Source organism: Streptomyces sp. V3I8, assembly GCF_030817535.1.
Lineage (GTDB): Bacteria > Actinomycetota > Actinomycetes > Streptomycetales > Streptomycetaceae > Streptomyces.
In genome coordinates, this window is record NZ_JAUSZL010000002.1 from 143309 (window position 1) to 165826 (window position 22518).

The 22518-nt window shown below is 73.8% G+C and carries 20 protein-coding genes; 13 read left to right on the forward strand and 7 right to left on the reverse strand.

Annotated features, from left to right (window positions below; all coding sequences use genetic code 11):
* Positions 1–192: 192 nt before the first annotated feature.
* Entirely contained in the window at positions 193–1515 is a 1323-nt protein-coding gene (locus QFZ75_RS00780; protein ID WP_307533245.1) for an RICIN domain-containing protein, read from the forward strand.
* A gap of 132 nt (positions 1516–1647) precedes the next feature.
* A complete protein-coding gene (locus tag QFZ75_RS00785; protein ID WP_307533247.1) occupies positions 1648–2028 on the forward strand; it encodes a hypothetical protein in 381 nt (126 codons plus the stop codon).
* Between the two features lie 42 nt (positions 2029–2070).
* Here the strand turns inward: QFZ75_RS00785 and QFZ75_RS00790 are convergent, their stop codons facing one another.
* The 3 genes from QFZ75_RS00790 to QFZ75_RS00800 all read right to left on the reverse strand — a co-directional run bounded on the left by QFZ75_RS00790 (position 2071) and on the right by QFZ75_RS00800 (position 4111).
* Complete coding sequence (locus QFZ75_RS00790; RefSeq protein WP_307533248.1) at positions 2071–2706, reverse strand: alpha/beta hydrolase; 636 nt, start codon at positions 2704–2706, stop codon at positions 2071–2073.
* A 137-nt stretch (positions 2707–2843) separates the two neighbouring features.
* Positions 2844–3389 carry a DoxX family protein gene (locus QFZ75_RS00795; RefSeq protein ID WP_307533249.1) on the reverse strand — a complete coding sequence of 182 codons (546 nt, stop codon included), beginning with the start codon at positions 3387–3389 and terminating at the stop codon, positions 2844–2846.
* A 71-nt stretch (positions 3390–3460) separates the two neighbouring features.
* Positions 3461–4111: a lysophospholipid acyltransferase family protein gene (locus tag QFZ75_RS00800; protein WP_307533251.1), complete on the reverse strand. Its 651-nt coding sequence runs from the start codon at positions 4109–4111 to the stop codon at positions 3461–3463.
* 278 nt (positions 4112–4389) lie between these two features.
* Between QFZ75_RS00800 and QFZ75_RS00805 the strand changes: the two genes are divergently transcribed.
* Positions 4390–6519 carry a DUF4139 domain-containing protein gene (locus QFZ75_RS00805; protein WP_307533253.1) on the forward strand — a complete coding sequence of 710 codons (2130 nt, stop codon included), beginning with the start codon at positions 4390–4392 and terminating at the stop codon, positions 6517–6519.
* An 8-nt stretch (positions 6520–6527) separates the two neighbouring features.
* The gene (locus tag QFZ75_RS00810) at positions 6528–8135 is read left to right on the forward strand and encodes a mucoidy inhibitor MuiA family protein (protein WP_307533255.1); all 1608 of its coding nucleotides are present in this window, start codon (positions 6528–6530) and stop codon (positions 8133–8135) included.
* Between the two features lie 44 nt (positions 8136–8179).
* Here the strand turns inward: QFZ75_RS00810 and QFZ75_RS00815 are convergent, their stop codons facing one another.
* The 4 genes from QFZ75_RS00815 to QFZ75_RS00830 form a co-directional block, all read right to left on the reverse strand.
* On the reverse strand, positions 8180–9250 hold the full coding sequence (locus QFZ75_RS00815; RefSeq protein ID WP_307533257.1) for a glycoside hydrolase family 43 protein: 1071 nt from the start codon (positions 9248–9250) through the stop codon (positions 8180–8182).
* A 232-nt stretch (positions 9251–9482) separates the two neighbouring features.
* Complete coding sequence (locus QFZ75_RS00820) at positions 9483–10220, reverse strand: GAF and ANTAR domain-containing protein (protein WP_307533258.1); 738 nt, start codon at positions 10218–10220, stop codon at positions 9483–9485.
* 661 nt (positions 10221–10881) lie between these two features.
* A complete protein-coding gene (locus tag QFZ75_RS00825; protein ID WP_307533259.1) occupies positions 10882–11505 on the reverse strand; it encodes an NAD(P)-dependent oxidoreductase in 624 nt (207 codons plus the stop codon).
* 76 nt (positions 11506–11581) lie between these two features.
* Complete coding sequence (locus QFZ75_RS00830; RefSeq protein WP_307533261.1) at positions 11582–12430, reverse strand: inositol monophosphatase family protein; 849 nt, start codon at positions 12428–12430, stop codon at positions 11582–11584.
* A gap of 115 nt (positions 12431–12545) precedes the next feature.
* Here QFZ75_RS00830 and QFZ75_RS00835 point away from each other — a divergent pair, with 115 nt between their 5' ends.
* From QFZ75_RS00835 to QFZ75_RS00875, 9 genes are all read left to right on the forward strand, one after another.
* Complete coding sequence (locus QFZ75_RS00835) at positions 12546–13565, forward strand: LysR family transcriptional regulator (RefSeq protein ID WP_307533263.1); 1020 nt, start codon at positions 12546–12548, stop codon at positions 13563–13565.
* A complete protein-coding gene (locus QFZ75_RS00840) occupies positions 13513–13830 on the forward strand; it encodes a hypothetical protein (RefSeq protein WP_307533264.1) in 318 nt (105 codons plus the stop codon). The genes QFZ75_RS00835 and QFZ75_RS00840 overlap by 53 nt, the downstream gene beginning before the upstream one ends.
* Before the next feature lie 227 nt (positions 13831–14057).
* On the forward strand, positions 14058–14969 hold the full coding sequence (locus tag QFZ75_RS00845; protein ID WP_307533265.1) for an NAD-dependent protein deacetylase: 912 nt from the start codon (positions 14058–14060) through the stop codon (positions 14967–14969).
* A 108-nt stretch (positions 14970–15077) separates the two neighbouring features.
* Positions 15078–16190: a substrate-binding domain-containing protein gene (locus QFZ75_RS00850; protein WP_307533267.1), complete on the forward strand. Its 1113-nt coding sequence runs from the start codon at positions 15078–15080 to the stop codon at positions 16188–16190.
* Positions 16191–16317: 127 nt separating this feature from the next.
* Entirely contained in the window at positions 16318–17649 is a 1332-nt protein-coding gene (locus QFZ75_RS00855; protein WP_307533269.1) for an ABC transporter substrate-binding protein, read from the forward strand.
* Between the two features lie 24 nt (positions 17650–17673).
* Positions 17674–18660 (forward strand): carbohydrate ABC transporter permease, encoded by a 987-nt coding sequence (locus tag QFZ75_RS00860; RefSeq protein ID WP_307533271.1) that lies wholly within the window; start codon positions 17674–17676, stop codon positions 18658–18660.
* Entirely contained in the window at positions 18657–19520 is an 864-nt protein-coding gene (locus QFZ75_RS00865) for a carbohydrate ABC transporter permease (protein WP_307533273.1), read from the forward strand. Before QFZ75_RS00860 ends, QFZ75_RS00865 begins: the two co-directional genes overlap by 4 nt.
* The gene (locus QFZ75_RS00870; RefSeq protein ID WP_307533274.1) at positions 19517–20548 is read left to right on the forward strand and encodes a hydroxyacid dehydrogenase; all 1032 of its coding nucleotides are present in this window, start codon (positions 19517–19519) and stop codon (positions 20546–20548) included. The genes QFZ75_RS00865 and QFZ75_RS00870 overlap by 4 nt, the downstream gene beginning before the upstream one ends.
* A complete protein-coding gene (locus tag QFZ75_RS00875; protein WP_307533275.1) occupies positions 20545–22434 on the forward strand; it encodes a DUF2264 domain-containing protein in 1890 nt (629 codons plus the stop codon). The genes QFZ75_RS00870 and QFZ75_RS00875 overlap by 4 nt, the downstream gene beginning before the upstream one ends.
* Positions 22435–22518 lie beyond the last annotated feature (84 nt).

A 22518-nucleotide genomic window follows, 5' to 3' on the forward strand; every position in this document is an offset into this window, starting at 1 on the left:
CCGACCGGCAACCCCTCCTGCCGCGCGGGAAGTTCTGCCGCCCTCGGGACAGCACCGCACGCAACATCAATTACGCTGGCCCCGATCGTACGGCGAACACCTTTACGAACAGCCCACAGGCGCAGCTCCCAGCGGCCTCTGCCGATCTACCGCAACTTCCGAGTTGAACCGCGAGGAAAGGTACGGAAGTCCATGTCCGACCAGCAGCGGGCGTCAGGTGAGACCTCCGCCCCGCACACGGCAGCCACCACGCCCGACGCCGAGGCCGTCGCGGCCCAGATCACCGGCACCGGAAAGCCGCCGACCACCTCCGCGCAGCAGGGCGGCGCCGCGGGGAAGGCTGCCGAGGGCGGACCGGAAGCCGGAGCCGACACCGGCACCGGTACCGGTACGAAGACGGGTACGGGCGCCGACACCGGCACGGGCGAGGCGGCCGGGTCCGCCGGAGCGACGGGCGCGTCGGAGGCCGGTACCGCGGCGGCCGGTCCGGCGAGCGAAGCAGGCGGGGCGGGCGGGGCCGAGGGCGCGTCCGCCGGCGAGCAGGCCGGGGACACCGACGGAGCCCAGGGCGAGGGCGGTACGGACAACGGCGCACGAGCGCTTTCCGCCGCTGCGACCAGGGGCCGGCCCGAGGCCATCGCGGCCGCCGTGGACAGCGGCGGCGCCAACAGCTCCACCGCGAGCGGAATCGGCCGCCCCCGCAAGCCGGTCCTCGCCGGTGCCGCGCTGGCGGGCGCCATCCTGGTAGCCGTACCGCTGCTGATCACGGCGACCGACAAGGACGAGGAGAAGAAGACCGTCGACACGGCGGCCTCCGACACCGTACTGAACAAGGCGGACGATCCGGCCGGCGTCTTCGTCACCCAGGCTCCCTCCCCCTCGAAGACGAAGGCGAAGAAGAAGGAGGCGAAGAAGGCGGAGCCCGCGCCGCCCGCCGCCGAGAAGGCCACCGCGCCCTCCCCCAGCGCCAGCCCTTCGCCGAGCCGGACGCCGAAGACGAAGAAGAAGGCCGCCGCGAAGAAGACGGTGAGCACCCTGCCGGCCGTCCTGACCAGGGTGCTGATCAAGAACAACACCAACGGCACCTGCGTGGACGTCCCCGGCTTCACCAGTGGCAGGCGGGACGGGCCGGTCACGCACGCGACGTGCAACAGCAACACCGACGACAACCAGCTGTGGAACGTCGAGAAGCGTTACGACAAGGCCGGACCCGGCGGAGCGCCGCTCTTCCAGATCCGCAACGTCATGGACAGCATGTGCCTGGACCTGCCCGGCTACGGGGGCGTCGGAGGCGCCACCAAGGTCACGGAGTTCCCCTGCAACGGCACCACGAAGGACAACCAGCTGTGGTGGCTGGACAAGCAGGCCGACGGGAAGTTCTGGATACGCAACGCGGCCAGCGACAACCAGTGCCTGGACTCCTACGGCCGCGACGACGGGACACGCGACCTGATCATCTGGCCCTGCGCCCCGGAAGGCCAGAACAACCACGAGTGGATCTTCACCCGCTCCTGAACCCCGGCGGCGTACGGGGTTCGGTGGGCGGACGGCCGCGCCGTTACTCCGCCCGCGGCTGAGTACCTCGGCCGGGCCGGCTGAGTACGTCACCCGATGCCGTGGCGGCCGGGCGGCTGCTGAACTGCCGTCATGACCCAGGAGCAGCCACGCCCCCGCCCGTTCCGCATCGCCGGCAGCAGGGCGGCCACCACCGGTTCCGCCCTCGCGGTGGTCCTGATTCCCCTGGTGGTGGGGGCGCTGGCCTCCCGGGCGGCGGGCGGCGACCCGATGGCGTCGGTCAACGCCCTGATGACGGGCGGCGGACAGCGTGCCCGCCTCTCCCGCAGCCAGCTGCGCACCTGCCGGGGCCGGGCGCTCACGACGGCGCGGCACGTGTGGGACCGCTCGGCCGGCCGGACGGACAGGAAGCCGCTCCGCCCCGCCGCCTTCGCCGGGGTCGGCCGGCGTACGGGACGGGAACGTCCGGCGGCACCACGCCCGGAGGCGCGCAGCACGGCCGGCCGGCCGTGACCGCCGCGAGGGCGGGAAGCCGGCCGGCCGGCGGATCCCCGCTCAGGCGGCGGCGTCCCCTCCCGCTTCCGCCCGCAGCCAGTCGGACAGGGCGGCGAGTGCGGCGGGCGCGAGGGCGTGCCCGACCGGGTCGCGGCGGGCGGTGGAGCGCGCGCCCGACCCGGCGGTGACGTACTGCCAGGTCCGGTCGAGGAGGTCGCGCGGGATGACCTGGTCGCGATCGCCCCGCGCGACGAGGACAGGCACACCGGCCAGGTGCCCCGGGCCGGTGGGCAGCCCGGCGTCGAAGGGGAGTGTGCCGTACAGGACGGCCGCTCCCGCGTAACAGTGCGGATCGTCGAGGAGCAGGCCCCCGGCGAAGGCGGCGCCACCGCTGAAGCCGACCAGGAACACCGGCCCGCCCGCCGGCCGGACCTCGTCGAGCCACGACCGGAACCAGTCCATGGTCTCCCGCAGCGAGTCGGGCACGGGACGGCCGATGCCACGGTTGGCGAACCAGGCGAACCCGCCGTGCTCGGCGATGGGCGCGCGCACCGCGGCGTAGTGGAAGCCGGCCGGCAGGGCGTCGGCGAGTGCGATGATCTCGCTCTCCCGCGACCCGCGACCGTGCAGCAGGACGACGAGCGGCCCGTCCGGATCGCCCTGGGTCATGACGGTGGGCGGCGCGAATGCGGTCATGGGTCGGCTCCAGGGCTGGTCGGTGGCTGATCGGTGGCTGATCGATGACCGGCCGGTGACCGGTCGGGAGGGACGCCGGGCTACGGCTCCGACGAGACGGGACGGGATCCGGACCGTGGGCCCGGCGGCCGGCCCGGTCAGTCGCGTACGAGCAGGACGAGCGCGGCGAGGACGACGGCCAGGACGACCGCGGCGACGCCGTGTACGAGCCGGTGGGCGCGCAGCACCGGAAGGTGCCGGTCGACGGCCAGGCGCCCGGGTCCGGTCAGGGCCAGGGCGGCGGCCGCCGCGGCGAGGACGAGCTCGTACTCGACGCCGTCGGGTGCGAAGAAGCCGCCGCCCCACTTCACGGCGAGCGCGTTGATCATCGTCCCGAGGACGGCGGCGCCGGCCAGCGGCGTGAACAGGCCGACGACCAGGCCGAGTCCGCCGAGGGTCTCGCTCAGCCCGGCGACGACAGCCATCGACCTGCCGGACGGGTAGCCGCTCATGGCGAAGAACTGTCCGGTGCCGTCGAGACCTCCGCCGCCGAACCAGCCGAACAGTTTCTGGGTGCCGTGCGCGGCGGCGGTGAGGCCGATGGTGACGCGCAGGATCAGCAGGCCGACGTCATAGGCGTGCAGGGGTGCCGGGACGGTGCCGGAACCGGCGGTGGGGCGCGGGGGGTTGAGGGTGGACGTCATGGGGGCCCTCCTGAACAGGATCGAGTCTTTGAAGGTTCAAGCTTCCTCGACTCTATCCAATGCCTGAAAGTTCAACAATTCCGGTCGCGCAGCTGCCCGGCCGCGACCTGCCACGCGGCCACCACCGCCCGATGCGCCGCGGCGGTGGCTGTCGCGGTCCCCGCCGGCAGGTGGAGCGGCGCGCCGACATGGACGTGGAGCCGGGGACGGCGGACGGGAGCGGTCAGGAGACCCGCGATCTGCTGGGCGCGGCTGCCGGACGTGACCCGTCGCGCCCCTGCCTGGCCGACCGGCACGACGGGGGCGCCGGAGGCCATGGCGAGGCGGGCGGGGCCGCTGCGGAACGGTTCGGGTGCCGCTTCGGCGGCGTCCGCCCGGCGCGGCAGCCGTCCCTCGCCGTAGACGAGGACGTGGCGGCCCGCGTCGAGGGCCGCCGCGGCCGCGTCCAGGGCGTCGGCCGCCCGGGCGGTACGGCGGTGGACGGGAACGTGGCCGCCACGGTCCAGCAGGTACCCCAGGACGGGGACGCGCCACAGTCCGGCGGTGGCCAGGACCACGGGCTCGATGCCGAGGGAGCGCAGGGCGGCCAGCACGATGCCGGGGTCCGCCAGGGAGGTGTGGTTGGCGACGAGGATGCCCGGGGCCGGAAGCCCGGTGAGCTCGGTGGAGGTCGTCAGACGCCCGAGGGCGGGGACGACGGCGGCGGCGATGCGACTGAGCACGTGACTCCTGCGTTCCGGTGCGCTGTGGCGGTGCGGCAAAGGCGGGGCGCGGCAACGGCGCGTGGCGGACTCCATCGTCGCGCCGGGACGGTCCGAGGACCTGAGTCGCCGTACTCATCGGGTCCCGTGCGCCGCCTCGCCGTGCGGTGCCGTCGTACTCATCCGCCCGCGTCCCGGGCACGCGACGAGCGGCTCCGACCGGTGCCGGACGGGCGTTGCGGGCCCGTGTGCCGTCCGGCGTACCCTGTGCGCAGTACGGACACGGCCAGGGGGAGCACGTGAAGGCTGCGACGGTTCAGGACTGGGATTCGACCCTCGACTCGGTCGTGGTGCACGCGCAGGGCGCGCTCTGCCGGCGTCTCGCGCGCGGCAGCGTGCCGCCGGACGGCAGGGTGCGGATCCCCGGGCTGCCCCGGACGGTGGACCCCGGTTCGCTGCGGGCCCGTGTCGTGGGCACCTCCGGGGTGCGGGTCGTCGAGGCCCGTATCGAGGTCGACGCCGAACCGGCCGGCGCCGGCGCACCGCGTGAACTGGACCGTGAGGTGGAGCGGCTGCGCGAGGAGTGCGCCGCGGCGCGGGCACGCCGGGACCGGCAGCTGGGCCTGATCGAGGAGGTCCGGGCGCTGCGCCCGATCCCGCCGGGCCGCGAGCGCGAGGACCTGCCCCGCCGCACCCCGGTCCACGCCTGGCTGGAGCTGGCCGACTTCGTCGAGGCGCGGCTTACCGGCCTGCACGACCGCCTGGCCCGGCTGGAGGAAGCGCTGCTCCGTGTCGAGCACGACTTCATGGTCGCGGCGGACGCGCTCACCCGTGCCTCCACCGACGCGCCGTCGGCGCACGTGGCGACCACGGTCTCGGCGCTGGTGACCCTCCACGGCACGGACGACCCGGGGCCGGAGGTGGAGGTGGAGGTGGAGTACGGGGTGCCCGGCGCGGTCTGGGCCCCGGCCTACCGCCTCGACCACCGCCAGGGCGACGACAGCGGCCGGCTGGTGCTGCGCGCCTCGGTGGCCCAGCGCACCGGGGAGGACTGGAACGGCGTACGCATCGCCCTGGCCACCGCCGACCTCCACCGCCGCACCGATCTGCCCCGGCTCCGCTCGATCCGCATCGGACGCCGTCAGCCGGCTCCCGCGCCCGCCGGCTGGCGCGAGCCCCCCGCCGGGCTCTCCGGCCTGTTCACGGGATACGACGCCTCGGCGGCCCGTCCCGCTCCGGCCGCCGCGCGCCAGGCCTCCGCGGCGGAAACCGTGGCAGGGGTCGTGGCAGGAGCCGCCGCGGGCCCCAGGGCCGACCGGGCCGCGGCCGGTCCGGTTCCGATGCCTCCGCCCGCGGCACCGCAGGCCTACGGGGCTCCGCCTCCCCCGTTCCCGGCGCCCGGCGCCACCGGCGCGCCGCCCGGACACGCACAGCCGACCCGCTCACGACGGGGCGCTCCGCCCCGCGGTGGCGGCGCTTCCTTCGAGACCTCCGTGGCCGGGCCGCCCCCGGCTCCCGGCGGCCCCGCGCGAGCGACGGCCCCCGCCGGCGCCGTACCGGCCGCCCCCGCGCCGGCGGCGCCTCCTGCCGGTCCGCCGCAGCCCAGCGGCGCCGAACTCGACTACGCGGCGCTCGTCCTGGCGGGCCCGGGGGAGCCGGCCGGGCGCAGGGGCCTGCTCTTCCCCGACTCGTCCTTCGATCCGGTGGCGGCGGAGCACCGCCGCCGCGCCGAGGCGGTCGCCGCGCTGCCGCTGCCCGGCCACGCCGTACGGCCCCGCGAGTCGGCCGGTTCCTTCGACCACCGCTTCGACGCGACCGCCCGTACCGACATCCCCTCCGACGGCACCTGGCACACGGTCACCGTCACCGGGATCCCGGTCGGCCTGCGCACCGAGTACCTGTGCGTGCCGGCCGTCGAGGAGACCGTCTACGCGACGCTGGTGCTCTCCAACGCCACCGGACAGGCCCTGCTGGCCGGACCGGTGGAGGTCACCGTCGACGACGAGTTCCTGCTGACCACCGCTCTGCCGACCCTCGCGCCGGGCGGCGGGCGCCGGGTGGGGCTCGGTCCCGCCGAGGCCGTCCGGGTCACCCGCCGTACCGAACTGCGCGAGTCGTCCGCGGGCCTGCGCGGGGGCACCACCGTGCTCGACCACCGTGTCCACGTGGAGCTGGCCAACCGGCTGGCACGGCCGGTCACCGTCGAGGTCCGTGAACGGGTGCCGGTCACCTCCGATCCGGACGTCAGGATCGACGAACGGGCCGACTGGACGGTCCCCGAGGAGGGCGCGGGCCCCGACCGGCTCGCCCCGGGCACCCGCGTGTGGCGGGTGGACCTGCCCGCCGGCGGCACCGCCGTGCTCGACGGCGGCTACGAGATACGCATCCCGGCCGGCAAGGCCCTGGTCGACGGCAACCGCAGGAGCTGACACACGCCATGTCCACGGATCCGAAACCGGTCGCCGTCCCCGTGACCGACGCCCCCGCGACCGCCGTTCCGGTCACCGCCCTCCCCGTGACCGCCGTCACCTGCCTGGAGGACCGCACCCACATCGAGCGCACCGCCGTGCTCGGCCTGCGGTCCGGGGTCCAGCGGCTGCGGCTCGGTCCGGTCAGCGCACTGGCCGTCGACCGCACCCTCCACGCCGAGCTGACCGGCGAGCACCCGGCGACGGTCCTCGACGCGCGGATCGTACGCAACTGGACGCCGCGCGGGCCCCTGCCGTCCCCCGACGAGGACTCGGCGCTCCGCCTGCGCCTGCACCTCCTCGAAGAGGAACAGGCCGAGCTGGGCCGGCGCCGCGAGCGGCTGCACGCACGCCTCGACCTGCTCGGGCGCCTCGCGGCGGATCTGCTCCGGGAGATCGGGGAGAGGGCCGGCGCCGGTGAGACCGAGAGCTCCCGCTGGTCCGGCGAACTGGACCGCGTGGACACCGAGCGCGACACGTACGGCGAACAACTGCGGGCCATGGAGCACCGGCTGGGCACCCTCACGGGCGAACTCGCCGAGGCGCAGCAGGCCCTGCGGCTCAGCGAGAGCGAACCCGCCGAGCTGGTCGGCCATGTCGAGCTGACCGTGGAAGCCACCGCCGCCGGACCGGCCGAGCTGCGCCTGAGCCACCTCCTGCCGTGCGCGCTGTGGCGTCCCGCCTACCGGGCCGTACTGGACGGCGGCTCCCTGACGCTGGAGACCGACGCGATGGTCTGGCAGCGGACCGGCGAGGACTGGTCGGACGTACGCCTGACGCTGTCGACGGCCCGGTCGGCGCTGGCCACCGAGCCACCGCGGCTGGCCGAGGACCGGCTGACCCTCCGGGACCGCTCGGCGGCCGAACGCCGTACGGTCGACGTCGAGGTGCGGGAGGAGGAGATCGGGAACCTCGGCCCGGCTCCGGTGCTCGGCCTGCCCGGCGTGGACGACGCCGGCGAGACCCGGGTGTTCCACTCCCCCGTGCCGGTCTCCGTCCCCGGCGACGGCCGTGCCCATCGGGTGCCGCTCTCCTCCTTCACCGCGGCGGCGGCCACCGAGTACGCCTGCGCACCCGAGCTGTCCCCCCTGGTCACCCGGGTGGCACGGTTCGACAACCGGTCCGGGCACGCGCTGCTCGCCGGTCCCGTCGACCTGATCCGCGGGGGCGCCTTCACCGGACGCGGCACCCTGGAGTTCACCGCCCCCGGCACGCCCGTCGAGCTCGCCTTCGGCAGCTCCGACGACCACCGGGTGGTGCGGCACACCGAGGAGTCCCGCACCTCCACCGGGATGACCCAGCGCACCCTGGTCACCCGTACGGTGCGGCTGCACCTGTCCCGGTTCTCCGCTCCGGGGGAGGACGAGGAGCGGACGGTGGTCCTGCGGGAACGCGTCCCCGTCAGCGAGGTCTCGGCGGTCGAGATCCGCCTGCGCGAGGAGGACTGCTCCCCCGCGCCCGACGCCGTCGACGACGAGGGGATCGTCCGCTGGGACGTCGCCGTCCCGCCCGGCGGGCGCCGCACGGTCACCCTGGTCTACGAGATGTCGGCAAGCGCCAAGGTCACCGGTGTCTGACCTGCCCGGAGGGCATCCGGCCCACTCCTCCGAGGGCACTTGGCCTACTCGAAGAACTTGAGGCTCCAGCCCGTTTCGGTGTTCGCGCCGGGGACGCCGGTCCGGCGGTAGGTCGTACCGCCCCACCAGGCGAAGCTGCCGGTGTACCAGTACCGGTTCGCCCATGCGTACGGGGTCCCCTTCGCGACCGCGTGGAACATCAGGGGGAACCTCGGCCCGGCCGGCGGGCTCGTACCGATGTCGCCGTCGAGCAGGACGAAGCTGTGGTGGCCGGGGCCGTCGACGTACAGCGTCGGGTCCCAGCCCGCCATCATCGTGGAGCGGTGGGAGCCGAACAGGCAGCCGTTCGACTTGTACCAGTCCCACACGTACGTCGGATCGCCGCCGGCCCGCAGCCTCAGGTCGGCCAGGCAGTACTGGTCGCTCCAGCTGCCGTTGGCGGAGTACACGATGTGCAGCTTCCCGTCGGGATCCTTGATCGCTTCGGGCGACTCGTTGATGAAGCGGTTGCCGACCACCCGCTCCCAGCTCTCCCGCGGCTGCGAGATGACGTGGCGTGCGCCGGTCGGTGCGGTCGGGCTGCTCATCCGGGCGATGTAGAGGTTCTGCTCCACGTTCGTGTCGCCGGCCCAGCCCGACCACACGAACCAGCGCTGCCCGTTGAAGGTGAACAGGGTTCCGTCGATGGCCCACTTGTCGTCCGGCAGCGCCAGCTTCGTCTCGGCGGTGTAGCCGCTGTCCGCGGTGGCGGAGCTGATCACGTACATGCGGTGGGCCGCGCCCCGGCCGCCCGAGAAGTAGATGTGGAAGCGGCCGCCGTCCGTGGTGATCTCCGGAGCCCAGATCTCACCGAGGTCGCGGGTGTCCGACCAGACCTGCCGGGGCGGGGCCGACGCCAGGGCGTCCGTCGAGGAAGCCTGCCGTACGGCGATGCCGGTGCCGGTCGACTGCACCGAGACGTAGGTGCCGCCCACCCGCAGCACACTGGGGTCCGCGGCCCTGAGACCGGTCCGGCCCGCCTGGGCGGGTCCGGCGGACGACAGCGACAGCCCTGCGGCCAGGGCGAAGGTCAGGGCCAGCGCCGCGAGGGCGGAGCGAAAACGAGAGAGCTTCATGGTCCCCGTCCGTGGTCGGCCCCCGCTTCGGCGCCGGGCGGACAGCACGACGCCCGCGTACGGCGTTGGTCCCACCTGTCTGCGTCTCTGCGTTCCGCTTGGGTGTGTCCCCATGGGTGAGAGCGCTTTCAAGCATCGTTAATTGCGCTGTGCATGTCAACGCTTCGGAACGGATGACGCCGTCCGGCCGGCGGGCAACACCCCACCGGCCGGACCCTCCTCGTGCGTGTGCTCAAGCGCGTGGCTGTATCCGGCCCTCGGCCGGAGGCACGCCGGCGATGTTGGTGATCAGCTCGGCGCACAGGTCGCGGAGCTTGACGTTGCGGTGCTGGGATGCCGTGCGCAGCACCTCGAAGGCCTTCTCCGGCGTGCAGCGCTGCTGGCCCACTATGACGCCGATCGCCTGGTCGATGACGGCGCGCGAACGCAGGGCCGCCTCCAGATCCGCGGCGAACTCCACACCGTCCGCGATGCGTTGGGCCAGCGCGATGGCACCGGTCGCCTCCGCCGCGAGCAGCCGCAGCGGCGTGAGGTCGATGTCGTCGAAGGCGCCCGGCCGGGGCGCGTACAGGTTGAGCGCTCCCGCGGTGTGGCTGCGGGGGGCTATCGGCAGCGAGAGCGAGGAGCGGGCCCCGCAGGCCGCGGCGTACGCGGGATAGTCGCCCCAGCGGTTCTCCCGGAGGGTGTCGGGCACGCTGACCTCCAGACCGGTGCGCATCGCCTGGAGGCACGGTCCGTCGTCCTGGCCGTACTGGGCCTCGTCCAGCTTGGTGGCACTGTCGCCCGCACTGGAGACCGTGACGGGCCGCCCCTGCCGCTCCAGGGTGACTCCGCATCCGTCCGCTCCGGGAGCCAGCCGGAGCGCGCTCTTGGCCAGCGCACGGAGGAACTGGTCCAGGGAGTCGGTCTCCAGGAGCAGTGTGATCGTGTCCAGCGCTTTCAATGCCTCAGAAGCAGGCATATCAGTCATGTTCGTCTCGTTCTGAGCGGTGCCCGCCGGCTTCGGTCGGCGGCGCAGAGCCTGTGCGGCCTCTCTCCGGCCGCGGATACCTGTTACCTGTCGTCAGCCGCGCGCGCAGGCGTCGGGGAACACCTGGATCGCGCTCGCGGCGGGGGATCAGCCGACGGGCGGCGGGGAGGCCGGCGAGGCGCCGCGACCGATCGGCACGACGAGCCCGCTCGCGCCCCGCACGCGGTCCGGACGGAGCCACGGGCCGTACGGAGGACGGGAGACGGACGCAGGACGGGGAACGGACAGGGAACAGGAGACGAACGGGGGACGAGAGGCGGACGACGTGCCCGGGGCCGACGGGGCCGAGGGCCGAAGCGTCACCGCCGTGGTGGTCCGCCGCCGTGCGGTGGATCCGTACGGCATCGAAGCAGGGCGCCGACCGCTATGGAAGCAGGGACGGAAGCTGAAGCGGTGGCTCACAGCAGAACTCTCCTTGAGGACAGAAGGGTACTTTTGCGGAGCCGCTTCCTGACTTCCCGACCATTCATTATGCCCTGTGCGGCGGACACGGTCGGACGCCTCGGGAGGTATACGACGTCCACGGACCGAACGCGCCGGCACGCTCGCCGCGGACGTGTAACGCCTGCTCCCGGTGGTGGTGGCCGCTGGGCGGCGCCGCTCAGCGGCGGCCGAACAGGGCGACCGTGTCCGCGTCGGCGAAGTGCGGGGATTCCGCTTCCGCGACCATGAGGGCGGCGATGCCCGCGCGCGGCGCCATGGGCGGGATCGCCCGCGGCCTGAACTCCCCGGCGCGCAGGAGCCGCCCGTCGCCCCGGTAGGGCTTGTCGGTGAGCGGCCCGGCGTGAACGGTGGTTCCGCCGGCCTCGCGGACGGCCCGGCCGGCGACGTCCTTGGCGTCCCATTCGTGGCGCAGGACGCGCTTGAGGAGCGCACCGTTGAACGCGCCGAGCGCTCCTCGGGTCGCGCCCATGCCCAGCGAGGTGAGCCAGACGACGCGGGGCGCGGCAGCGGCGATCTGGCGGGCGCCCTCGACGAGGATCGAGGGGTCCTGCTTCTTGGTGACGCCCAGGCCGCTGACCACGACGTCGGCGCCCTCGACGGCGGCGGCGACGCTGCCGGGGTCGGTCACGTCCGCCCGGGCCACGCGCAGGTTCGCGGAGGCCGGGGCCCGGACCTGTTCCGGACGGCGGGCCAGGGCCACGACGTCATGTCCGCGTTCCAGGGCGTGCGCCACGATCAGGCGGCCCGTCTTTCCGGTGGACCCGAGTACGGCGATCTTCACGATGATGTCCAGTTCCGCAGGAGGAGGAGGGAGTTGAGGAGGGAGTTGAGGAGCGACTGCACGAGGGTGATGCGGGTCAGGACCGGTCGGCCAGGACCTCGACCGCCCGGGCGTGCACGCCGGGCGCGGAGGCGAGGAAGTCGGCGCTGGCCAGGCTCCACGGCTCGCCCCGGGTGTCGGTGACCGTGCCGCCGGCCTCGGCGACCAGCAGCGCGCCGGGCAGGAGCCCCGAGCGCACGTCGGAGAACTGCCAGAAGGTGTCCATGCGGCCGGCCGCGACGTGGATGAGCTGCATGGTGGCGGGCACCGAGACCCGTACCACCAGAGCGTCGAGCAGCATGCCGGTCACCGAGGCACCCATGCGGCGCAGGGCCTCCTCGGTCTCGCCGGGCTTGGCCTGGCCGGTGCCCACCAGGGCCGCCCGCAGGTCGGTCTTGGCGGAGGCGCGCAGCCGCTCGCCGTCGAGGAAGGCACCCCCGCCGCGGAGGGCGGTGTAGGTGTCGCCGGTCAGCGGCACGTGGACGACGGCCAGCACCGGGACGTTGTCGCGCACGAGCGCGGCGGTCACCGCCCATTCGCCCATGCCGTGGATGTGGTTGATGTTGCCCTCGGCCGTGTCGACCACCCACCACTCGCCCTCGGGCAGTACGCCGCCGGCCAGCTCGTCCTCCACCCACTGCGACCCGGGACGCGCGTCGAGCAGCGGCTGCCGGACGAGGGGCAGGACCGCCTCGTCGTTGGCGTGGATGGCGCGGACGACCTCTTCGAGGTCGTCGTGGCGCGCGCTCACGTCGAAACGCTCCAGCAGAAGCTCTCCGGCCGTCTTCAGCGCGGTCACCACACGCTCCAGGACCGCCTCGAACTCGGCGGTCCCGTCCGATGCGGCGGCGCCCGGCACGGCAGGGGAGTTCGAGAAAGTGTTCATGATCGCTCCTGAGGAAGAAAGGTGGTTCCCGCGGCCTCCTGGCCGGTCGCTTTCGACGTTAGAACCAGGCATCATTAACTTCAAATGCAATCTAGTTACGACTGGATTTACTCACATGCAACTGGATTTGAATCTGCTGACCGCGCTCGACGCCCTGCTGGAGGAGGGCAGCGTGACGGACGCCGCCGCCCGCCTCCATGTCTCCGCCCCCGCGATGAGCCGCACCCTGGGCCGCATCCGGCGGGCCACCGGGGACCAGATCCTCGTACGCACCGGGCGCACGATGACCCCTACGCCCCGCGCCCTCGCCCTGCGCGCGACGGTGCACGACCTGGTGCAGCAGGCCCACTCGGTCCTCTCACCGCACGCGGAGGTCGACCTGGCGGTCCTGGAGCGGACCTTCATCCTCAAATGGCACGACGCCTTGGCCGCCGCCGCCGGTCCGGCCCTGCTCCGTTCCCTGCGCGCCGAGGCGCCCGGGGTGCGCGTCCGCTTCCTGGCCGAAGCCAGTACCGACACCCACGACCCGCGCCGGGGGGACGTCGATCTCGAGGCCGGCGCCAGTGCACCCGCCTCGCCCGAGATCCGCCACGAGATCGTGGGCCACGACCGGCTCGTCCTCGCCCTGCGCTCCGGCCACCCGCTGTCCCGCGGCCCGCTCACGCTCGAGGACTACGCGGCCGCCGAGCACGTCACCGTCTCGCGCCGGGGGCGGCTGCGCGATCCCATCGACGACGTGCTGGAGGCCGGGGGCCTGGGCAGACATGTGGTGGCGGCCGCCCCCACCATCGCCACGGCCCTGCAGTTCGTACGCCACCACGACCTCGTCGTGCCGGTCCCCGAACTCATGAGCCGCCCGCTCCTGGACGGCCTCGGCCTGTGCACCCGCCCCCTGCCGCCGGCGATGCCGCCCATCCCGGTCCACCTGACGTGGCACCACCGCTACGACAACGACCCCGCCCACATCTGGCTGCGCGCCCGGGCCCGTACCGCTCTGGCGGACGCGTGCGGCCGTCCCGCCGACGACACCGCCGACGCCGCCGCCGACGGGCACTTCGGGGAAGACACTCCTTCCGCGCCCGGTGCCCGAGGCGGACGACGGACGGGGCAGGGCGTACCGCAAGCGGGCCCGTGACGGGACCCCGTCGCCCGTCCTGCTGTGGTGGGTCGGCGGCTCGGACCGCCATCCGGTCCTGGACGCTCACGCACGGCCGGCCGCGGCGATCGCCGAGTCGGTCACGCCGCCGGTGCCGTACCCGCCCCGCACGGCGCCGGCCGACGAGATGGCCGCGCGGACCACACCTGCGGTACGCCGCTACGAGGCCGAGCCGGTCCGGTTCGCCGGACCGCTCCTGGCCCGACAGCTACGGGAGCCGGTCGTGGCGCAACGTCCTGCCTGACACTGGCCGTTGACCGGCGGGGCGGCCGAGTGCCACCGCATCGCACGCGAGGTGGACGCCGATCGTCGGTGGACCTCCGCCCGGCCCTGCCACTGCCACTGCCACCGCCGTCCGTCACCCGCTCCGCCGGTCCCGCACCGGCGCGGTGGTCGGACACGCGGGCATCACCGCCGGTGCCGACGGCCTCGTCGTGCGCGGGCCGCGTCTTGGCTGCCTACTCTGGTGGCATGCGCATGCGTCCCACTGTGAGCTGGACCCCCACCCCCGACCTGCCGCCGGGCACCACGGACCCGCAGCCGGTCGTCGACGCGCTGCGCACCGGCGGTGTGCTGGTGCTCAGCGGCGCGGGCATCTCCACCGAGTCGGGCATCCCCGACTACCGGGGCGAGGGCGGCAGCCTGAGCCGGCACACCCCGATGACGTACCAGGAGTTCGTCGGCGGCCCGCAGGCGCGGCGCCGGTACTGGGCACGCAGTCACCTCGGCTGGCGCACCTTCGGCCGCGCCCGCCCGAACGCCGGGCACCGGGCCGTGGCCGCCTTCGAGCGGCACGGTCTGCTCGGCGGGGTGATCACCCAGAACGTCGACGGCCTGCACCAGGCCGCCGGCAGCGTGGACGCCGTCGAGCTCCACGGGAGCCTGGACCGGGTCGTCTGCCTGTCCTGCGGCACCCTCAGTCCGCGCCGTGAACTCGCCCGGCGGCTGGAGGAGGCCAACGCGGGCTTCGATCCGGTGGCCGCCGCGATCAATCCCGACGGGGACGCCGACCTCACCGACGAGCAGGTCGGGGACTTCCAGGTGATGCCCTGCGCGCTCTGCGGCGGCGTCCTCAAGCCGGACGTGGTGTTCTTCGGTGAGACCGTGCCCGCGCCGCGCGTGGAGCACTGCCGCGAGCTGGTGCGCGGGGCGGCCTCGCTGCTGGTCCTCGGTTCCTCGCTGACGGTGATGTCCGGGCTCCGGTTCGTCCGTCAGGCGGCCCAGGACGGGAAGCCGGTCCTGATCGTCAACCGGGACCCGACCCGCGGCGACGTGCACGCCGTGACCCGGATCGCGCTCCCCCTGGGCCCGACCCTCACCACCGTGGCCGACCGGTTGGGCATCCCGCTCGACCGCGGGGAGGCGGCCGGGACCGGCCGGTGACGGCACCGCCACGACACCGGCACCGCTCCGGACCTGCCCACCGGGGTCCGTCGATCGTTATGATGCCTGAAATCGCTCAAACGAACATCGCAGGGTGGGGGAAGCAAGGTGCGGGAGCCGGTCGATCTCAGGCGTCAGCGGATCCTGGCGGCGGTCCAGGCACGCGGGGCCGCGCGGGTCCGGGACCTCGCCGACGAGTTGCAGGTCTCGGTCGTGACGGTGCGCCGGGACGTGGAGGAGCTGACCCGGGAGGGCAGGCTGCGCCGCGGGCACGGCGTCGTGCGCTCGACGCTGCCGGCCCAGGAGATCCCGGCGGGCGACCTGGCCGGCGGGGACCGGGTGGCCGTCGTGGTGCCGGAGCGGCACTCCTACCTGACCGAGACGCTGCACGGCGCCCGCACCGCGCTGGAGGAGGCCGGCCTGCGCATGGCGCTGCACATCGCCCCCCAGGTGGCCGGGGCGGAGCGCCCGCTGGTGGAGCGGGCGCTGGCCGACGGAGCCCGCGGTCTGCTGCTCGCGCCCCGATGGCACACCAGGGCCGCCGAGGAGGGCGACTACGACTGGCTCGCCGCCCTGGAGGTGCCCACGGTGCTCATGGAGCGCCGGCCCCGGCGGGGCGGCGCGGCGCACGCCCTGGACTCGGTGTGCTCCGACCACTGGTACGGCGCGCATCTCGCGGTGGAGCACCTGGTGGGCCTCGGCCACCGCCGGATGGTGTTCGCGACCCGGGAGGACAGCCCCACGGCACGCACCCTGCGGGCGGCGTTCACCGGCATCGCCGGGGCGCATCCGCTGCTGGAGGAGTGGGCGTGGGCGCTGATCTCGGAGCAGGCGGGGCGCGAGGGGCCGTACACCCGAAGCGAGACGGCGGACCTGCCGGAGCTGCTGCGCGGGGTGCGGGCCACCGCGGTGGTGCTGCACAGCGACGTGGACGCGTTGATGGTCGTGCAGCGGCTGGCCGACGACGGGGTGCGGGTGCCCGAGGACGTCTCGGTCGTGGCGTACGACGACGTGGTGGCCGCGCTCGCCACGGCTCCCCTGACCGCCGTGTCCCCGCCCAAGGCGGAGGTCGGCCGGACGGCCGCCGAGCTGCTGACGCGGCGCCTCGGGGGGAGCGGGGAACGACCCGCGCACCGCGTCGAGCTGCTGCCGCGGCTGATGGTGCGCGGTTCCACCCGTCAGGTGGGGGACGCGGTCGGCGTCACCACCTCACACGAGTGAGCGTTTGAGCGTTTGTTTTTCTTCTGATCGATCTATTGACCGTTTAGGTCGACAGCATTGAGTATTCCCGTGTCCCGAACAGTCGTGTCCGCAGAGCCGCGGGCACGCAGGAGCCGCGGGAGGCGCCATGCCCGGACGACCCGATCGTCGGTCCGTGCTCGCCGCGATGGCCGCCGTACCGCTGACAGGAGCCGTGGGCGCCTGCAGCGGGGGGAACGGAGCCTCGTCGGCCGGCACGGGCCGCACCACACGCATCACGTTCTGGTCCGCCCTGCGCGGCAGCCAGGAAGTGGTCGACGCCTTCAACCGCACGCACACCGGCGTGCGGGTGGACTTCCAGCAGATCCCCTCCGGCGGGCAGGGCGGCTACGCCAAGCTCAGCAACGCCGCCCGGGCGGGCAACGCGCCCGACGTCGCGACCATCGAGTACCCGCAGGTGCCGGGGTTCGCCATCGACGGGGTCGCCCGGGACCTCACCGGCCTCGTCAGCGACTCCCTGCGCCGCAAGCTGCTGCCGCAGGCGCTGCGGCAGACCACGTTCGAGGGGCGGGTGTTCAGCATCCCGCTGGACGTCGAGCCCATGGTGATGCACTACCGCGCCGACCTCTTCGAGCGGTACGGGCTCCGCGTCGCGCGTACCTGGGACGAGTTCGCCGCACAGGCGGCCACCGTACGCCGCAAGGCCTCCGACCGGCGGCTCGTGCTGTTCCCGACGGACGGCATGACGCAGTTCGCCGCCTACGCCTGGCAGGCCGGTGCCCGCTGGTTCGACACCTCCCGGGGTGCCTGGAACGTCTCCCTCGCCGACGCTCCCTCGCGGCGCGTCGCGGCGTACTGGCAGCGGCTCATCGACCGGGACGACGTGTTCGTGAACGCGGTCGAGAGCAGGCAGTCCGACGCGCAGATCGGCAACGGGCTGGTCCTCACCCGGCTCAGCGGCGCCTGGGACGCCGGCGCGCAGATGAACGCGCGGCCCGCGCAGAAGGGTCTGTGGCGGATCGCCCCGCTCCCCCAGTGGGACACCGCCGACCCCGCCGTGGGCACGCACGGCGGTTCCACGTTCGCCGTGACCAAGGACAGCCGCCACCCCGAGGCGGCGATGGAGTTCATCGAGTGGCAGGTCTCCCACCCCGACGCCCTGCGGGCCCGCCTCTCCAGCGGCACCAGCAGCCAGTACCCGGCCGCCCCCGGCCTGGTCGCCGTGGGCCGCAAGGCCTTCGACCGGTCGTACTACGGCGGACAGGACATCTACGGCCTGTTCGAGCAGGAGGCACGGAAGATCGGCGCGGACTGGCTGTGGGGACCGCGGATGAGCGCCACCCAGCGGGTCATGCAGGACTCCTTCGCCCGCGTCGGCGGCGGCCAGGGATCACTGGCCGAGTCCCTGCGCGCCGCGCAGGAGGGCACCATGCCCGACCTCAAGGCCCTGGGCCTGTCCACCACCCAGCGCTCCACCTGACGACGAGAAGGCAGGTGACACCGCATGACCACCACCGCTCAGCCCCGGACACCGGCCGACGCGTCCAGCGCCGGGGGTCCGGCCCTCTCCACCTCCGGCCGGCGCGCCCGCCGGGCCGCCGGACGCCGCCGGTCCGGCGCGGCCGTCGTCCTCATGGCGCCGTTCTTCGCCCTGCTGACCACCGTCTTCCTGATCCCCGTCGGCACGGCCGTCTACCTCAGCTTCTTCAGTGACGACCAGCCCGGTCTGGGATTCGGCGCCGAACGCACCGTCTTCGTCGGCCTGCGCAGCTACGCCGCCGTCCTGACCGACCCCACGTTCCTCGGCGGACTGGGCACGGTCGCCCTCTACTGCCTGATCTACATTCCGCTCATGGTCGTCGGGGCGCTCGCCCTGGCCCTGCTGCTGGACTCCGGGGTGGTCCGGCTGCGCGCCTTCGCCCAGCTCGGCCTCTTCCTCCCGCACGCCGTGCCCGGCATCATCGCCGCCCTGATCTGGCTGTACCTCTACACGCCCGGCATCAGTCCGGTGATCGACCTGTTCGCCCGCGCGGACGTCACGATCGACTTCCTCGGCATCCACACGGTCATCCCCTCCATCGTGAACATCGCCCTGTGGAGCAACCTCGGCTACAACATGGTGGTCTTCTACGCGGCGCTGCAGGCCGTGCCCCGCGAGGTGATCGAGGCGTCCGTGGTCGACGGGGCGGGGCCGGTGCGCACGGCGCTCCAGGTCAAGACCCCCCTGGTGCGCGCCTCGATCGTCATGGTCGCCATCTTCACCCTGATCTGGGCGCTGCAGCTCTTCACCGAGCCGATGCTGCTCAGCCAGTCCTCCCCCATGATCAGCTCCCGTTTCTCGCCGAGCATGTACATCTACGACGCGGCCTTCACCCGCACCAACTACAGCCTGGCGGCGGCCGCCTCGGTGGTCCTGCTGGTGTGCACGATCGCGCTGTCCTACGGCGTCACCCGCTTCGCCGGCCGCGCCGACGCCGAGGAGGCCCGATGAGCACCACCGGCAGTTCCCTGCTCCGCCCCGGTCTGCTGGGCCGGGCGACGGTCAACGCGGTCGTCGCGGTCTCCGTCCTCTACACCCTGCTGCCGGTGCTGTGGCTGGTGCTGGCCGCCGCCAAGGACCGGGACGCGCTGTTCAGCAGCGACCTGCTGTCCCTGGGCGGCTTCTCCCCCGTACGCAACCTGCGGGACCTGTTCGCGATGGACGGCGGGCTGTACGGCCGCTGGTACCTCAACAGCCTGCTGTACGCCGTGCTCGGCGCCGCGATCGGCTCGCTGCTGAGCGTGGCCTGCGGGTACGCCTTCGACAAGTACCGCTTCCGGCACAAGGAGAAGCTGTTCGGCCTGGTCCTGGCGGCGGTCATGGTGCCGCAGACGGTCCTCGCGCTGCCGCTGTACCTGATGGCCTCCGAGGCCGGCCTGGTCAACACCTTCTGGGCGGTGTTCGTCCCGGTGCTGTTCAACCCCTTCGGCGTCTATCTCGGCCGCATCTTCAGCCGGGGCTACGTACCCGACGAGGTGCTGGAGGCGGCACGGGTGGACGGGGCCGGCGAGCTGACCACGTACGTCCGGGTCAGCCTGCGGATGCTGGGCCCCGGCCTGGTCACCGTCTTCCTCTTCCAGCTGACCGCGATCTGGAACAACTTCTTCCTGCCCATGGTGATGCTGTCCGACCAGGACCTGTATCCCGTCAGCCTCGGCCTGTACCAGTGGAACAGCTCGGCGTCCGTGTCGCCGGAGTACTACCCGGTGGTGATCATGGGATCGTTGCTCGCCGTGCTGCCCCTCATCCTCGCCTTCGTCCTGCTCCAGAGGTTCTGGCGCAGCGGACTGACCGCCGGAGCCGTCAAGTGACCCCGCACGTCCCCGGCCCCGGTTTCCGGCCCCGTGCCGCCGTGGCCATGTCCCAGGACGCCGCTGCGGCCGTCCTCGACCGGCGGGCGCTCGACGCGTTCCGCCAGGTCTGCGACCTCGCCCCGCCCCCGGTGCTCGACGACCTGTCGACACCGCGGGCGCGGTCGGTGCTGGCCGACGTCGACCTGCTGGTCACCGGGTGGGGCTGCCCGGTCCTGGACGCGGAGGTGCTGCGCGCGGCGCCCCGGCTGCGGGCCGTCGTGCACACCGCGGGCAGCGTGCGCGGCCACGTCACGGACGCCTGCTGGGAGCGCGGGATCGAGGTGTCCTCCGCCGCCGCGGCCAACGCCCTGCCGGTCGCCGAGTACACCCTCGGCATGATCCTGCTCTCCGGGAAGCGGGTCCTGGAGCGCGCCCGCGACTACCGGGTGTCGCGGACCCGCGGCAACTCGCTGCGCACCTCCCACGGCATCGGCAACTACCGCAGCACCGTCGGCATCCTCTCCGCCTCGCTGATCGGGCGCCGGGTCGTCGAGCTGCTGCGGCCGCACGACATCGAGGTCCTGCTCCACGACCCGTACGTCGGGGACGCGGACGCCGCCGAACTCGGTGTGGAGCGCGTCGGGTTGGCGGAGCTGTTCGCGCGCTGCGACACGGTCAGCGTGCACACCCCGCTGCTGCCCACCACCCGGGGCCTGGTCGGCCGGCCCCTGATCGACGCGATGCCGGCCGGCGCCCTGCTCATCAACACCTCCCGCGGAGCGGTCGTCGACCAGGAGGCGCTCACCGACGCCGTCCTGGCGGGCCGGATCAGGGCCGTGCTGGACGTCACCGACCCCGAGGTGCTGCCGGCGGACCATCCCCTGTGGGACTGCGAGAACGCGCTGATCACCCCCCATCTGGCGGGTTCCGAGGGCAACGAGTGGCGGCGCCTGGCCGACCTCGCGCTCGCCGAGACCGCCCGCTGGGCGTCCGGTACCGGCTTCCTCCATCCCGTACGACGCGAAAGGCTGGCGTTCCTGGCATGAGCATCCCCTTCGAACTCCCCTCCGAGGGCCGTGCGTCGAGCCCGTACACCGGCTACACCCGCGCCCATTGGGAGGCCGTCGCGGACGGGCTCCTGGCCGCCGCGTGGCACTGGAGCACACCGGGTCGCGCCCTGCTCGACCTGCCGGGGCGGCCGTCGCGCTCGGGAGTGCGCTCCGACGGTCTGGAGGGCTTCGCCCGGACGTTCCTCGCGGCCGGTTTCCGGGTCGCGGGCGCCGACGGGGAGGACCCGCACCACTGGCTGGAGCGGTACGCGCAGGGGCTGGCCTCGGGCACCCGTTCGCCGGGGCGCGACGACGCCGAGTCCTGGCCGCTGATACTCGACCACGACGTCCAGGGCCAGCCCATGGTGGAGTCGGCGTCGGTCGCGCTCGGCCTGCGCCTGACCGCGCCCTGGCTCTGGAAGCGTCTCGACGCCGGGGTCCAGGACCGGGTGGAGGAGTGGCTGCGCGGTGCGCTGCGGCACGTGCCCGCGCCGAACAACTGGTACCTCTTCCCGTACACGGTCGCCGGGTTCCTGGAGTCGGTGGGACGCGGCGACGCCGAAACCGCCGCGGTACGGCGGCGGGCCCTCGACCTGCTGGAGGGCTGGTACCGGGGCGGCGGCTGGTACGCGGACGGGGACGGACGCGCCTTCGACCACTACAACGGCTGGGCCCTGCACCTGTATCCGGTGCTGGACGCCCACCTGGCCGGGGACACGGAGCTCCTCGCACGGTACGGCGGACGGTTGCGCGAGCACCTCGACGGCTTCGCGCTGATGTTCGGCGCGGACGGGGCGCCCCTCCACTTCGGCCGCTCGCTCGCGTACCGCTTCGCCGCCTCCGCGGCCGTCGGCCTGGGGGCGGTGACCGGGCACACGCCGCTGACGCCGGGCGCCTCACGCCGGCTGGCGAGCGGCAGCCTGCGGCACTTCCTCGACCGCGGGGCGCTCACCGACGACGGTCTGCTGAGCCTGGGCTGGTACGGGCCGCACGAGGCCACCCTGCAGTCGTACTCCGGCCCGTCCTCGCCGTACTGGGCGTCGAAGGCGTTCGTCGCGCTCCTCGCGCCCGCCGGCCACCCCCTGTGGACCGCGACCGAGGAACCCGCGCCGGTGGAGGAGGCCGACCGCGTGCTGGCCCTGCCCGCGCCGGGACTGCTCGTCCAGGCGACGCGCGAGGACGGGATCGTACGGCTGCACAACCACGGCAGCGACCATGTGCGGCCGCACGAGGCGGAGACGGCCGCCGAGGACGACCCGCACTACGGACGGCAGGCCTACTCGACCCGGACCGGGCCGACCGCGGCCGGGAACACCGCGGACAACCACCTGTCGGTGGAGGTGAACGGCCGGCCCGGTGTGCGGCGCCGGATCCATCCGCTCGGCGCGGGACACGGGGACGGCTGGGGCTGGGCGGCGTCGTGGCACCGGCCCGTCTTCGCCGGCGGCCCCCCGATGGTCCCGGGGCTGCGGGTGGAGAGCGTGACCGTGGCACGGGGGCCGCACGAACTGCGGGTGCACCGCGTGGTGGGGGCGCCCCCGGGGGCCCGTGTCACCCACACCGGATGGGCGACCGGCCCGCGGGAGTCCCTGGTCTCGGCGCTGCACGGCCTGCACGGCTGGGCCCCGGAGACCGAGACGGTCCGGGCCCCGCAGGGGACGGCGTACGTGCCGTGGGCCGAGATGCCGCGCCTGACCGGCACGGCGGAGGGTACCTCCCTGCACGTCTCCCTGGCCGCCCTCACCGACGGACCGGGTGCCGGCCCGCCGGCGGAGGCCGTCACGCACGTCCTCGCCGACGACACCGGTGTCGAGGTGGTCTGGGCGGACGACGGCGCGCGTACACGGGTGTCGTTCGACCCGGTCCGGGTGACGCACGGGTGAGGTGAGTTCCGCAGGACGCCAATTCCCTTGCCACGTACGGGGGATGAGGCCGTGCACTGGGTATCCATCCCGGGGACGGCAACT

Bases quoted from the DNA above. Each gene is read 5' to 3' on its own strand.
- QFZ75_RS00830 (WP_307533261.1), bottom strand. From the start codon at position 12,430: ATGAACACTTTCTCGAACTCCCCTGCCGTGCCGGGCGCCGCCGCATCG.
- QFZ75_RS00855 (WP_307533269.1), top strand. From the start codon at position 16,318: ATGCCCGGACGACCCGATCGTCGGTCCGTGCTCGCCGCGATGGCCGCC.
- QFZ75_RS00780 (WP_307533245.1), top strand. From the start codon at position 193: ATGTCCGACCAGCAGCGGGCGTCAGGTGAGACCTCCGCCCCGCACACG.
- QFZ75_RS00845 (WP_307533265.1), top strand. From the start codon at position 14,058: ATGCGCATGCGTCCCACTGTGAGCTGGACCCCCACCCCCGACCTGCCG.
- QFZ75_RS00785 (WP_307533247.1), top strand. From the start codon at position 1,648: ATGACCCAGGAGCAGCCACGCCCCCGCCCGTTCCGCATCGCCGGCAGC.
- QFZ75_RS00820 (WP_307533258.1), bottom strand. From the start codon at position 10,220: ATGACTGATATGCCTGCTTCTGAGGCATTGAAAGCGCTGGACACGATC.
- QFZ75_RS00875 (WP_307533275.1), top strand. From the start codon at position 20,545: ATGAGCATCCCCTTCGAACTCCCCTCCGAGGGCCGTGCGTCGAGCCCG.
- QFZ75_RS00835 (WP_307533263.1), top strand. From the start codon at position 12,546: ATGCAACTGGATTTGAATCTGCTGACCGCGCTCGACGCCCTGCTGGAG.
- QFZ75_RS00795 (WP_307533249.1), bottom strand. From the start codon at position 3,389: ATGACGTCCACCCTCAACCCCCCGCGCCCCACCGCCGGTTCCGGCACC.
- QFZ75_RS00815 (WP_307533257.1), bottom strand. From the start codon at position 9,250: ATGAAGCTCTCTCGTTTTCGCTCCGCCCTCGCGGCGCTGGCCCTGACC.
- QFZ75_RS00810 (WP_307533255.1), top strand. From the start codon at position 6,528: ATGTCCACGGATCCGAAACCGGTCGCCGTCCCCGTGACCGACGCCCCC.
- QFZ75_RS00860 (WP_307533271.1), top strand. From the start codon at position 17,674: ATGACCACCACCGCTCAGCCCCGGACACCGGCCGACGCGTCCAGCGCC.
- QFZ75_RS00865 (WP_307533273.1), top strand. From the start codon at position 18,657: ATGAGCACCACCGGCAGTTCCCTGCTCCGCCCCGGTCTGCTGGGCCGG.
- QFZ75_RS00790 (WP_307533248.1), bottom strand. From the start codon at position 2,706: ATGACCGCATTCGCGCCGCCCACCGTCATGACCCAGGGCGATCCGGAC.